The organism is Paenibacillus assamensis DSM 18201 (genome assembly GCF_000422445.1).
GTDB classification, from domain to species: domain Bacteria; phylum Bacillota; class Bacilli; order Paenibacillales; family Paenibacillaceae; genus Paenibacillus_B; species Paenibacillus_B assamensis.
This window is the reverse complement of the sequence record NZ_AULU01000003.1, coordinates 226,021-239,445: the sequence shown is the minus strand read 5'-3', so window position 1 is coordinate 239,445 and position 13,425 is coordinate 226,021. Positions and strand designations below refer to the sequence as shown.

Genomic DNA, 13,425 nt, shown 5'->3' with positions numbered 1-13,425 from the left:
TGGAACATAGTTCAATGGCTTCACAGGCAGATTTCATATAATGAAAGTGTGACATACATTATAACCTGCAACCGCTTCCATCGGAGGCACCTTGTTGCTAGGCATGCTGGGAGTGGAACGAGATGAAGCTGGGTGTTAGTACGTATTGTTTATACCAAGCAATGGGACGACAGGAAATGGACATATTCGCTGTATTGAAATGGATCAAGGAAAATGGAGGCGAGCATGCTGAGATCGTTCAGCTTATAGATATTGGATTCGACTTGCATGGCAAGCCGGAACTAGCGGATCAGATTAGACAGTATGCAGATGAGATTGGCTTGGAACTGTCCAATTACTGTGTAGGTGGCAATGTAGCTGGCTTGACAGAGGAAGCCTACGCTGCTGAAGTGAACCATATTAAAGGACATATCGATATCGCTCATCGACTTGGAGTAAAGCGCATGCGCCATGATATTGCTTCCCGTCCTTTGGCAGAGACAGGAACGGCTTATTTTGAACAGGATTACGCCAAAATTGTCGCGGCTTGTCGCGAGCTGGCGGAATATGCATCCCAATATGGCATTACGACGAGTATTGAGAACCACGGCTTCTATGCGCAGCATAGTGAGCGAGTGCGCCGTATCGTGCTTGATGTGAATCGCGACAATTTCCGTACGACATTAGATGTCGGTAACTTTGTCTGTGTGGATGAACCGTCTGAGCCAGCTGTTCGCGCTAACGTAACGTTAGCAAGCATGGTCCATTTCAAAGATTTCTACTTGCGGCCTGCTGATTGCAATCCTGGTGAGGGCTGGTTTCAATCGCTTCACGGCCAATATTTAAGAGGAGCGATTGTAGGTCAAGGGGACTTACCAATACCGAAGCTCGTTTCCATCGTAAAGCAATCTGGCTATGACGGCTATGTATCCATAGAATTTGAAGGGATGGAAGATTGCCTGAAAGGGACTCGAATTGCGTTAGACAATCTGCGTCGATTATGGAATGAGGCGTAATGATTTGATCATAGAAGAAATAAGAGAGTATGTATTTAAAAAGGTAATACAAGTGAGCGATTAATAGGGAGGAACTAAATCGATGAGCAAATTGCGTGTAGGTGTCATTGGAGCAGGATCTATTTCGGAGTTTCATTTTAAAGGCTATGCTCAGCATCCGGATGTAGAAATTGTAGCTGTCTGTGATCTCAATGAGGAGCGGGCACGAGCAAAGGCAACCGAATTCGGTGCTAGTAAAGTATATACCAATGTAGCGGAATTTCTACGTGACGAACATATTGATGCCGTCAGCGTTTGTACATGGAATAATACACATGCAGAAAACAGCATTGCTGCTTTGAAGGCGGGCAAGCATGTGCTAGTGGAGAAGCCGTTATGCCGCACAGTGGAAGAGGCTTTGTCAATTCAGGAAGCGGTTCAAGAGAGCGGAAAAATATTGCAGATCGGTTATGTGCGCCGTTTCGGTACAAATACGAAGGTGCTGAAGAAATTTATCGATGCAGGTGAACTGGGCGAGGTTTATTATGCAAAGGCTTCTTGTCTGCGTCGTTTAGGCAATCCAGGCGGCTGGTTCAGCGATATACAGCGTTCAGGCGGCGGTCCATTGATTGACCTTGGGGTCCATGTCATTGATCTTTGCTGGTACTTGATGGGCAAGCCAAAGGTGAAAAGTGTTACTGGGAATACGTACAATAAACTAGGCAATCGCGGTCATATTGAGAACTTTAGCTTCTATCAAGCTGCTGATTATGATGCAAGTCATAATACGATTGAAGACATGGCTAATGCACTGATTCGTTTTGAAAATGGAGCTTCACTGGCTGTAGATGTTAGCTTCACGCTTCATGCGAAGCAAGAAGAGCTTGCGGTGAAGCTGTATGGAGATAAGGGTGGAGCTGAGGTGGAGCCTGAGCTTGCGATTGTTAGTGAGAAGCACAATACGATGTTAAATATTACACCGCAAATTGATGATCTCTCCTTTGATTTCGAGAAAGGGTTTGCTGCTGAGGTTGCTCACTTCGTTGAGACTTGCTTGGGCAGGGAAGAGACCATTTGTCCCGTAGAAGATGGTGTTGAAATGCTTAAAATATTGTCCGGTATTTATGAATCGAGCCGTACAGGCAAAGAAGTTGTCTATGAGATAGAGAAGGTATTAAATTAATCCGCTTATTAAAATAAAGTTGTTACATTATAGTTGAATTGGGAGGGAATAAGTGAATATGGTGAAGATTCATCAACCGATAGGGGTAATGACAGATAGCTTCAAATTGCCATTAAAAGAAGCGCTGCGCAAGGCACAAGAGGTGGGCGCGAATGGTGTGCAAATTTATGCGGTAGAAGGGGAAATGGATCCTGCTAATCTATCTTCAACTGCTCGTAAGGAATTGAAATCCTATATTGAAGATTTAGGATTGGAAGTATCAGCGTTAGTAGGAGACTTGGCTGGTCATGGATTCCAAGACCCAGAGGCTAACCCGTGGAAGATTGAAAAGTCGAAGCGTATTCTAGATTTGGCACTTGATTTGGGTTCAAATATTGTAACGACGCACATTGGCATCGTCCCTAATGAAGACCATCCTATCTATGCGACGATGCAGCGTGCTTGTGAGGAGCTTAGTCAGTATGCGAACAGTGTAGGCGGACATTTTGCCATTGAGACAGGGCCAGAAACATCTGCGCATTTAAAACAGTTCCTTGATTCATTGACTGGCAGGGGGATGGCTGTTAACTTCGATCCAGCGAATATGGTTATGGTAACAGGTGATGATCCTGTCCAAGGTGTTTATACGTTAAAAGATTACATTGTGCACACGCATGTGAAGGACGGCATTCGCGTGCGTGAAGTTGATCCACGAGAAGTGTATGGCATGTTGGGTTTTGAGCCGATGAGTCATGAAAAGCTTGCAGAAATGGCTACAGATGGTCCATTCAAGGAGCTTCCATTAGGAGAAGGGAACGTTGACTTTGATAACTATTTCCAAGCTCTAGTAGACATTGGCTTTAATGGTTATTTGACGATTGAACGTGAAGTTGGAACCGAGCCAGCGGAAGATATTCGTAAAGCGGTACAGTTTATTAAACGTTACAAATAATGCCTTGTAATATACTATTTTTCATATAAATATATGTTCTCACCATCTTTTATAGCAGCAGGCTCACGCCGTGGAGTCTGCTGTTTGCAATTCATATAATGTGGTGCAAGACAAAATATTTAATATGAAGGATGGGATTACGTATGGGTAGAGAATTTGAGAACCATCATAAAAAATCCAAAAAACGTAAACATGGCAACGGTCATGGTAACGGTCATGGTCGCAAAAAACTTATCGACACAAGAGTGAAAAAGAGCGCTAAAAAAATCATTAAAGTTATCGAAAAGAAAGTCTTCACTGTGAAGAAAGTAAAGAAATTCAAAGTAAACTTGGGTACTCGCTCTCACGGCGGAAGCAGCTACGGCGGCGGAAGCTATGGTGGTGGAAAAAGCTACGGTGGTGGACACAAGAAAAAACACAAAAAACGCCGCAGCGACTGCCATCATAAAGTATACGGTGGCGAATATTAATAACTAGTTTGTGCTTGCAGGGTACTGCCTAGTGCTTGTCCTGCAAGCACTTTTTTTACATATAAAATTAGAACAACTCACCTCCATTAAGCCACAAATGATGTGGGAAATGGTGGTGAGTTGTGATTAAGCTTGTTTACTGGACACCTATTGATTCTTTAATTCCATTCACAATACTTACAGCTACACGATTTTGAAATTGTTCGGATAGCATTTGTTGTTCTTCTTGAGGATTTGATAGAAACCCTATTTCTAATAGAACGGCAGGTACTTTGGCTTTAGCTAGTACTGCATACGGATGCCTTTTTACTTTACGATCTGTGAACTTAGTTGCGCCTAGTATGTGCTTGTGCATAGTATCAGCAAATGTTTCATGCGAAGTCGGATAAAAATACGTTTCGGTTCCACCCGCTTTGCGATTTGGTGCTGCTGAATTCGCATGAATGGATACGAATGCTGCTGCATTTACGCGGTTGGCCACCTCAATACGATCTGGGAGCTCTATGAATGTATCATCTGTTCGTGTCATAATAACTTGGATATTCTCTTCTTGGAGCAGTAATTGTTCCACTTTTAGAGCTAGTCCCAGTACAAAATCTTTCTCGTATTTACCTGAATAACCGACAGCACCTGAATCCTTGGCCCCGTGACCGGGATCGATGACAACAATTTTCTTGCCGTCAATCGTAGTTGGCGGCGTAGTTATCGGTGGTGTCGTTGTCGGAGGATCCGTAATTGCCGGGGGCACTACTTGATCTCCTGTATGCAGCTCCATCGTAAGGAACCCTGATTCACTGCCTCCATCAGTAATGGTGTAGCCGATATCTGCTCTCGTGTCTAGTACGATACGAATCGTAGAAGACTTTTCGTCAAATAAAGAGTAGCGGACTTGCTCGATGTGCGGGTCATCTATAAAATTGTCAAGTTTTCCGTGGAATCCTGCTTTTCCGTTCATAAGCTGTCCATTAATAAAATCAGTGGTGAAGGCAGTTGCAGGAATATCCATAACAATTCGATTCGGGTCAGTCATAGTAAATATTTTGGGCTGCACTGTTCCTTGCACTTCGACCATCAATTGATTATCTATATAGTTGATATTGTTTATTTGTGCGGTACCCGAATTAGAACCCTTGTTAGAGCCTGTATTTCCAGGAGGTATCGTTTTATTTTGGTTTGGATCTGGATTCACCTCTTCTTTAGGAGGAGGAGGTGGCGTTTGAATCAAGACTGACTTGTTGGCATTATCCCAACGAACTTTTAGACCGAATTGCTCTCCAACAAATCGAAGAGGGACAAGTGCTGTACCGCCTTCAACGATTGGCGGACTGCTTAATGTCGTTTCTGTTCCGTTTACGATAGAGGCATTGCTTCCTACGGTCAGCTCTATTTTGTTGGTGCCATCAGAAATATGAAGCTGTTTGGACTCTTTCTGCCAATCGACAGCGAAACCAAGATGCTCAATGACAACTCGAAGTGGAATCATGACAGATTGATTCATATTTTTTACTTCAGCATTTGAAGGGAGCGTCAGTTTCTTGTCGTCTATTATAATGCTTGTACTCTTTGCATCCTTCGTGCTAGGAGTAGGTTGGATAAGTTGTGTAGATTTAGTAGTATTCTTATCCTTAGTTCCATTAGCAGCTTTTTTGCTCTTTGTAGTAGATTGTGTGAGATTAGTAGATTTTTCACTTTGCTCAGCAGCAGCAATAGTAGGAAGCGTGAACAATAACGTCAGTAACATTAGCAAGAGACCGTATTTTTTCATGGTAGTCGACATAATCCTCCATCCCTCGTTAGTAAATCATCCAATTCAAACATATAATACTTTAAATTACCATACTTAGTAGACGCGAAATAATAGACGAATGTTGCTGATTGATCTGAAATAAATGTAACACAAATCAAAAGGGAAGATTATAATTTTTTTGTTACTTTATTCCTACTAATTTGTATATAGATGTAAGAAGAGTGGCTTTCTACTATAAAATAAGAGTCTTATTTATGAATAAGTGTCGAAAAGAGGGGACCCTATCAAGGGAAATAGAAGCTTCTATACCAGTTAATTGTAGCGAAAAAGGAAAATCTACGGAGAAGAAGGAAGGTGTCCTTCCCCCCTCATTATCTTTATGCAGATCGTGGAGCCCACAAAATAACCGCAACGCCGATAAGGCATATCAATCCGCCGATGATATCGTATCGATCAGGTGCCTGCTTATCTACAAGCCAGCCCCAAAGGATGGCAAGCATAACAAATGCGCCTCCGTAAGCTGCATACACTTTTCCGAAAGAAGGAAATGATTGCAGTGTGGGGATGATTCCGTAAGCGATAAGAATAATACCTCCCCAAATGCCATAGGAAAGTGGCTTGGACTCCCTTAACCACAGCCAAATAAGATATCCTCCGCCAATCTCGGCTAGTCCAGCGACCATAAACAACAATACTGCGGTAAACATGTGAAGCCTCCCTATATAACCGATCTTATTGTGCAATCTATTTATTATAAACGACAATGGTCATAAACAGGAGAAACAATCTTTGGAGGTAGGATGAGGATGATAAGGAACAAGATGAGTATGTCGGTCTCAATCATTCTGATATATAAATAGCTGCCTCCAAGCACTAACTTAGCTTGAAAGGCAGCTGCTGAGAAACAAAATTCGTTCTCTTACATAAGACCCCATTCTCTTAACTCCAAGTGACGTACACCTTCAATAATGTATGGATCTTGCTCTGCCAACTGCTTCGCTTCTTCAAAGGAGTCTGCAATATAAACAACCATGCCACCTGAGCCGTCTGCGAATGGTCCTCTAGCATAAATCTTTCCCTGTGCGTGCAGACTTTCAAGGTAAGCTAGATGGTCAGGGCGATAAGTAGCATTTTTAGAAACATCTTTCATGTTCAAAATAGCTGCAAAGTAAGCCATACGATGATCTCTCCTTTTATAGATATGGAAAATGGAACTACAGAGCTATATTCAGTATAGCCCGAAAAGTGTAAATAGGGTATCTCAGAGGAAAATTCATAGACAAACACATCAGTTGTTTGCTTTTTGTTTGACAATATTCAAACGATGAGTAATAATGTCTATTATAAGACAAACAAAAATAGGATGTGTTTAGGTATGGATATATCAGAAATGTTCTGGAATGCTTCTATAGATGAATTGAAGCAAGGATATCATGAGCAAGAGAAGCAATATGTTTGTTTGTTGTGCGGCCAGAAGGTGGAGAAAGGCATTATCTATAAGAAAGGCGATACGTTGTACGAAGCTGAGCGATACACGCGCCTCCATATTGAGCGTGAGCATCAATCTGTGTTCCGCTATCTCATTCAGATGGATAAGAAGATGACAGGATTGACAGAACACCAGAACGGCTTGCTCCAATGTTTTTATGAGGGGAAAAGCGATCGTGATATTCAGCAGCAGATGGGCATCGGTAGTGCCTCCACGATTCGGAATCACCGCTTCGTATTGAAGGAGAAAGAACGTCAAGCAAAGGTGTTCTTAACGTTAATGGAGCTTCTGAAGGAGAAGGATGAACACGCACCTGCTTTTGTAGAGTATCATAAGACGGCTACGATGGTAGATGAGCGATATAACGTGACGCAAGAAGAGAATAATAAGCTTCTGGAAAAATACTTCCCTGACGGGACGGATGGCAAGTTGAAGACGTTCTCGATGAAAGAGAAGAGTAAACTAGTCGTGCTGCGAGAGATCACTAAGCGTTTCCAGATCGGTACGATTTACAATGAGAAGGAGATTAATCAAGTTTTAAAAGCGGTTTACGATGATTACGTGACTTTGCGCAGATATTTGATCGAATATGGCTTTCTTGATCGTAAAGAAGACGGCAGTGAATATTGGCTCAAGTAAGAGCTAGTCATATGAATTAGAGGGTTTATGAGTAGAAAGGAGTGCGATAGAAGTGAATCGCAGAGAAGAACTAAAAGCAGCATATAAAGAAATAAAGACGGAAGCGGGCGTGTATCAAATCCGCAATACGATGAATAATAAAAGGCTTGTGGTAAGCACGTCGAATTTGCGAACCATTGAAGGAAAGAAATTTCAGCTTAATATGGGCGGACATATGAATAAGGTACTGCAATCAGAATGGAATGCCTATGGAGAAGCGGCGTTTGAAATTGAAACACTGGAAATTTTGAAAAAGAAAGAACATGGTTATTTTGATGAGAAAGAAGAATTGAAGAAGCTAGAAGAGAAGTGGCTGAACGAGCTGCAGCCATATGGTGAAGCAGGGTATAACAAGTAAGCTATATATGTGGTATTACGAGATCAATACCTGCCACATGGGCTTAGATATGCCAATTCAATAGACTGAAAAGGGACGAGTCATTGTGACCGTCCCTTTTTGTTTGCTTATTTAGAGAAAGCTGAGACTAAGAATTCACGGTTGTAAATAGGTTCGTGAATTTCTTAGGAATGTCTGTTTCGAAGCGAAGCACTTTGCCTGTTATCGGATGCGTAAAGGAAAGAACACGAGCATGCAAGCCGAGGCGGCCTATCGTTCTTACTTTTGCACCGTACTTTTTATCTCCAACAATTGGATGTCCGATGTCTTCCATATGTGCGCGAATTTGGTTTTTGCGACCTGTTTCGAGCTGAACTTCCAGCAAGGAATACTGGCGGTTGGACTGCAGCACTTTGTAATGAGTAACCGCATGTTGACCGTCATTTGGGTATGGGCTGGAGTACATTTTTAGCGTTTTGCTTTCTTTTAGCCAGGAGGAAATCGTACCTTCTGGTTTAGTAACAGCACCTTCGACAAGCGCAACATATAGACGTTCCTGCACGTTTTCCTTCCAAGCATTTTGCAATGTTTGTTGAACATGTTCACTCTTGGCAAACATCATGACACCAGATGTATCGCGATCCAGACGATGAACGACGAAAATACGATTGGCTGGATGCGCTTGGCGCACATGTGCCGTAAGCTGACGGTAAGCCGTCATTTCTTTTTCCTGTGGCGAAGCAACGGAAAGCAATCCAGCATCTTTGTTGATAACAATTACATGATCATCTTCATGGATAATTCTCAAGCCTACGAAGGCAGGCGCATCGCTCGTTTTCTCCTTGCTCACTGTGACAATATCGCCTGGTTCAAGTTGGAAGTTATATACGGTTGTCGCTTTGTTATTTACGGATACTTGTCCACGTGCTAGTACGGATTTAACCGCGTTGCGACCCATGTTTACATGTGCAATCAAGAAGCTCAGCAACTCAGACGATTGTTCAACCGTATAGGATTTAGCTTGCGGCTTTGGCGGTGCTTTTACTGGCGTATGTTGTGACGTTTTCGCACTTGTATGCTTAGATGGTTTGGGTGGTTTTGATGTAGCATGTTCCAAACCGTGATTTCTATTTTTATTATGGTTTCTATTGGAGCCACTGCTTCTTTGTTGAGTTGGTTTTCCAGTAGGTGATGCGTAGCTGTTTCTTTTCTTCATCGTTGACCTCTTTCTGTTTCTTCATGCAGCGTAAGTGCAAGCCGATCATGAATTCCGTTCATCATTACGGATTGAATACTCCCATCATATCAAAAAGAGCTATCTCACGCTATCGAAAGCACGAAGGGGAATAGTCATGCTATAATTAATGTTAAGGCGTTTCCGCATATGGACGGATGGAATCACAAGGTAATTTCGAATAGACCTTGCAGCTGAGTCATTTATTAATCAACGTAAGGAGCATCTGATCGCATGACATTGACGATGAGCGAAGCGCGTTCAACGCTTCAAAAAGTGTATGGTTATGATGATTTTCGAGAAGGGCAATCTCGAATTATTAACCATTTGCTGCAAAGAAAAGATACCGTTGGTATTATGCCAACTGGCGGAGGAAAATCGATTTGCTATCAAGTGCCAGCACTTCTTCAGCATGGCTTGACGCTAGTTATTTCACCACTAATTTCTTTAATGAAAGACCAAGTTGATGCGCTTCACAGTTTAGGGGTAAGAGCAGGCTATATAAATAGTACACAGGATGCTTCTGAAGCAGGGCGTATTTTGTACGAAGCAGAGCGCGGACAGTTGAAGCTCCTATATGTTGCACCAGAACGATTGGAAAGCGAATGGTTCCGTGAGCGTGCCAAGCAGCTGCGCATTGCCTTTATTGCTGTGGATGAAGCGCACTGTGTGTCGCAGTGGGGACATGACTTCCGCACGAGCTATCGGGCGATTGCACCATTTGTACGTGAATTGGCCGCGCATAACTATGGTGAGCGCCCGCTGCTTGCAGCATTTACGGCAACGGCAACACCGGAAGTAACAGAGGACATGATCCGATTGCTGGAGCTGCAAGACCCCGAATTGATCGTGACTGGATTCAAGCGCGATAATCTTGCGTTTACGGTGCTGCGCGGTGAAAATCGCAAAGACTTTGCGTTGAACTATGTTCGCCAGCGCACGAATATGGTCGGCATTATTTATGCTTCTACTCGTAAAGATGTCGAAGATTTGCATAGCATGTTAGTGAAGGCAGGCATTCCAGCAGGGCGCTATCATGCTGGATTGTCGGATGATGAGCGCGCACATATGCAGGAAGCATTTCTATACGATGACATCCGGGTTATTGTGGCGACGAATGCATTTGGTATGGGAATTGATAAGTCTAACGTCAGATATGTACTGCATTACAACATGCCGAAGCATATGGAAGCGTATGTGCAGGAGGCAGGTCGTGCGGGACGAGATGGAGAAGCGAGTGAATGTGTGCTGCTATTCCACCCGCAGGATATTTTGACGCAAAAGTTCTTTATTGAGCAGAGTGAAGCATTGCCAGAGCGCAAAGCCCATGAATATAAGAAACTACAGTCAATGATCGACTTCTGCTATACGCCGGAGTGCCTTGTTACGTATATGCAGCGTTATTTTGGCGAAATTGACCAACAACCTTGCGGCATGTGCGGCAATTGTAAGGATGAGCGCGAGCAAGTCGACATTACGTTGGATGCGCAAAAAATCTTTTCCTGTATTTATCGGATGAGAGAGCGCTGGGGTGTTTCGATGGTTGCCTCGGTATTGAAAGGTTCTCGAAACAAAAAGGTTGTGCAAAATGGTTTTGATATACTGCCAACTCATGGCATGATGCGTCATCTGACAGAGAAGGCAATCTCCGATCTTATCTACGTTCTTATTGCTGACGGATACTTAAGCTTGAGTGAAGGGCAATATCCTGTTGTTCGTTTGCTGCCTACAGCGGCAGACGTGTTGAAGGGCAAGCAGCAAGTATTCCAGAAAGTTGCGAACGAGCTGAAGCCGAAGGTGGAAGCGGCAGTTGATGAGACATTGTTCGAGCAGCTTCGTTTATTGCGTCGTGACATAGCTAACAAAGCGAATGTACCGCCGTATATCGTATTCAACGATAGTACACTTCGCGAAATGACGGAGAAGCGACCAACGACAGTGGATGCATTCCTGAAAGTTAAAGGTGTGGGTGAGGCGAAGGTGCAGAAGTTCGGACAGCCATTCCTTGAATTGTTCCGCAATTTGGAGCAGCAGGAAGCTGCGCAGGATGAGCCGTCTGGCTGGCATGAGGATGAAGGGTATTAAGCGCTGACGAAGTGAGCAGGACAGAAAGAGAATGTTACAAAAGTCTCTTTTTTGTAAAGAGCTTTTGTGCATTTTAACAGGATAAATGTTAGAGGGCTACACATTGCAGAGGAGTGCTCCTTACCAATGTTGGTCCTTTCTTTTATTTTAATAGATATCGTATAGAATCTCGAATAATGGGCGAAAAATCGTTATAATGAGAGGATTGGCTGGTTAGCCGTTGAAAGGAGCTACTATGAAAGTCGTACTAGCAACGTTAAATGCAAAGTATATTCACACATCACTCGCCATCCGATGCCTAAAAGCGCATTGTGAACCGGAATTCCCGATAGAGTTGGCAGAATTTACAATTAAAGACCCTGTGATGAACATCGTATCTGATTTATATCAGCGTAAACCTGATGTAATTGGATTCTCTTGTTATATTTGGAATATTGAAGAGACGATAAAAGTCATTAGCATGCTGCGAAAAGTATTGCCGGAAGTCAAAGTAGTGCTAGGTGGTCCTGAAGTATCTTATGATACGACGTATTGGATGGAGCGTCTTCCTGATGTTGATTTCATTATTGTAGGTGAAGGGGAAGAGACGCTGCTTCACTTGCTGCGAGAAATAAGTACGGATCAAAAGTATCACTTTGTGTTTGGGCTTGGATATCGTAATAAAACGAATGAGGTTGTTATTAACCCGCCGCGTCCGAAGCTGGATCTGAATCAAATTCCGACTCCGTATCGATTTGCGGAGGATGTGCCTGATTTGGGGCGTCGTGTTGTGTATTTCGAGACGAGCCGTGGCTGTCCGTTCAGCTGTCAATTTTGTCTTTCCAGTATTGAGGTTGGCGTGCGTTATTTCGATATGGAGCGAACGAAGTCTGATTTGTTATATCTCATTAACAATGGCGCGAAATTGATTAAATTTGTCGATCGAACCTTCAACATTAAGCGAGATTACGCGATGGAAATCTTCCAGTTCCTCATTGATAATCATAACGGATGTGTGTTCCAATTCGAAATTACGGCAGATATTATGCGTCCGGAAGTGCTTGATTTCTTAGCAGAGCATGCACCTCCAGGTATATTCCGTTTTGAAATTGGTGTACAGTCGACGAATGACCCAACGAATGAACTGGTGAAGCGTCGCCAGAACTTTAAGAAATTGACGCGTACAGTAACGAAGGTTAAAAATAGTGGGAAGATTGATCAGCATCTTGATTTGATTGCTGGCTTGCCGCTAGAAGATTATGCGACATTCCGTACGACGTTTAATGATGTGTTTGCGCTGCGTCCAGAAGAAATCCAGCTTGGTTTCTTGAAGCTGCTGCGTGGAACAGGCTTGCGTATTGATGCCGCGAAGTACGGATATGTGTATATGGATCACGCTCCGTATGAGATGCTCAGCAATGATATGCTGCCATTTGACGATGTTGTCCGTCTCAAGCGTCTGGAAGATGTGTTGGAGAAATATTGGAACTCGCATCGTCTGGATACGACGATGGAGCATCTGATGGAGCGTGAGTTTGGCTCCCCATTTGATTTCTTCCAAGCGTTCGGTGACTATTGGGAAGGCCAGGGATGGCAGAAGATTGGCCATCAGTTGGAAGATCTATTTGTCCGCCTTAGCAGCTTCTTGGAAGAGCGCGAACTGAAGCATCCAGAGGTTGCACAAGGGCTAATGAGGTTGGACTACTTTATGAACCACAAGTACAAGCCTCGTAAAATATGGTGGAAAGACGTACTTGATAAAGATGAGGTAGGGCGAATTCTACGCGCAGCAGCGGAACATCCTGAGCGATTGGGCAGTGACTTTGCGGCGCTCGGGTTGAATGAGCGTGAGCTGCATAAGCATGCCGTTGTTGAGCGAATGCCGTTCGATGTTGCCTATTGGATGGTTGTAGGTCAGACAGCGGGGCAAGAATCGGTGGACGATGGAAACGCCAACGCCCCTTCTAATCCTGAGGTACAGACTGCTTCTATGGAAGAGACTACATCGGTTCAGACAATTGCCGCTGCACCTTCAGCGGATATAGAGTCATCTATTGTGATCGTTGTATACCAACAGCAGGAAAATGGACGTCCGCTCGTATTCGTCGTATCGGAGAAGTTGTTGATGGCTTAGCTGTAGGCCGATATACAAATCCATGAAGTCGCTTCATGGTTGTCAGAATTGAGATGCTTCAATTACGTGTACACGATAGAAACGTCCATGATGACAATAAAAACAGGACCTCGCTCTCCACTTTATGTGGGAGTTGAGGTCCTGTTTCTTTGAAAATCAGGCTCGATACAGAGCCCACATATAC

12 protein-coding genes are annotated in these 13,425 nt (G+C 43.5%); 8 read left to right on the top strand and 4 right to left on the bottom strand.

The genetic code is table 11. The features are described from left to right. Window positions 1-122: 122 nt before the first annotated feature. The 4 genes from H580_RS0100865 (at window position 123) to H580_RS22865 (ending at window position 3,558) form a co-directional block, all read left to right on the top strand. Window positions 123-995: a sugar phosphate isomerase/epimerase family protein gene (locus H580_RS0100865; protein ID WP_028593119.1), complete on the top strand. Its 873-nt coding sequence runs from the start codon at window positions 123-125 to the stop codon at window positions 993-995. A gap of 82 nt (window positions 996-1,077) precedes the next feature. Next, window positions 1,078-2,157, top strand: a complete 1,080-nt coding sequence (locus H580_RS0100860) for a Gfo/Idh/MocA family protein (protein WP_028593118.1) — start codon at window positions 1,078-1,080, stop codon at window positions 2,155-2,157. 58 nt (window positions 2,158-2,215) lie between these two features. Further along, window positions 2,216-3,088 (top strand): sugar phosphate isomerase/epimerase family protein, encoded by an 873-nt coding sequence (locus H580_RS0100855; RefSeq protein ID WP_028593117.1) that lies wholly within the window; start codon window positions 2,216-2,218, stop codon window positions 3,086-3,088. 143 nt (window positions 3,089-3,231) lie between these two features. Beyond that, window positions 3,232-3,558: a hypothetical protein gene (locus H580_RS22865; RefSeq protein ID WP_036604257.1), complete on the top strand. Its 327-nt coding sequence runs from the start codon at window positions 3,232-3,234 to the stop codon at window positions 3,556-3,558. Window positions 3,559-3,694: 136 nt separating this feature from the next. Here H580_RS22865 and H580_RS22860 read toward each other — a convergent pair whose 3' ends face one another. The 3 genes from H580_RS22860 to H580_RS0100835 form a co-directional block, all read right to left on the bottom strand. After that, window positions 3,695-5,335, bottom strand: coding sequence for an N-acetylmuramoyl-L-alanine amidase family protein (locus H580_RS22860; protein WP_084508797.1), 1,641 nt, complete (start codon window positions 5,333-5,335; stop codon window positions 3,695-3,697). 347 nt (window positions 5,336-5,682) lie between these two features. Beyond that, window positions 5,683-6,012, bottom strand: coding sequence for a YnfA family protein (locus H580_RS0100840; RefSeq protein ID WP_028593116.1), 330 nt, complete (start codon window positions 6,010-6,012; stop codon window positions 5,683-5,685). 212 nt (window positions 6,013-6,224) lie between these two features. Further along, window positions 6,225-6,482: a YciI family protein gene (locus H580_RS0100835; protein ID WP_028593115.1), complete on the bottom strand. Its 258-nt coding sequence runs from the start codon at window positions 6,480-6,482 to the stop codon at window positions 6,225-6,227. A 198-nt stretch (window positions 6,483-6,680) separates the two neighbouring features. On the opposite strand from H580_RS0100835, the gene H580_RS0100830 reads away from it, so the two are divergent. Continuing rightward, a complete protein-coding gene (locus tag H580_RS0100830; RefSeq protein ID WP_028593114.1) occupies window positions 6,681-7,433 on the top strand; it encodes a DUF2087 domain-containing protein in 753 nt (250 codons plus the stop codon). 52 nt (window positions 7,434-7,485) lie between these two features. Next, the gene (locus tag H580_RS0100825) at window positions 7,486-7,830 is read left to right on the top strand and encodes a GIY-YIG nuclease family protein (RefSeq protein ID WP_028593113.1); all 345 of its coding nucleotides are present in this window, start codon (window positions 7,486-7,488) and stop codon (window positions 7,828-7,830) included. A 127-nt stretch (window positions 7,831-7,957) separates the two neighbouring features. On the opposite strand, the gene H580_RS22855 is transcribed toward H580_RS0100825, so the two are convergent. Then, window positions 7,958-9,025: an RluA family pseudouridine synthase gene (locus tag H580_RS22855; protein WP_084508795.1), complete on the bottom strand. Its 1,068-nt coding sequence runs from the start codon at window positions 9,023-9,025 to the stop codon at window positions 7,958-7,960. A gap of 252 nt (window positions 9,026-9,277) precedes the next feature. Between H580_RS22855 and recQ the strand changes: the two genes are divergently transcribed. Together recQ and H580_RS0100810 are read left to right on the top strand one after the other, a co-directional pair. Next, on the top strand, window positions 9,278-11,128 hold the full coding sequence (gene recQ / locus H580_RS0100815) for a DNA helicase RecQ (protein ID WP_028593112.1): 1,851 nt from the start codon (window positions 9,278-9,280) through the stop codon (window positions 11,126-11,128). Between the two features lie 235 nt (window positions 11,129-11,363). Continuing rightward, a complete protein-coding gene (locus tag H580_RS0100810) occupies window positions 11,364-13,241 on the top strand; it encodes a B12-binding domain-containing radical SAM protein (protein WP_028593111.1) in 1,878 nt (625 codons plus the stop codon). Window positions 13,242-13,425: the final 184 nt, after the last annotated feature.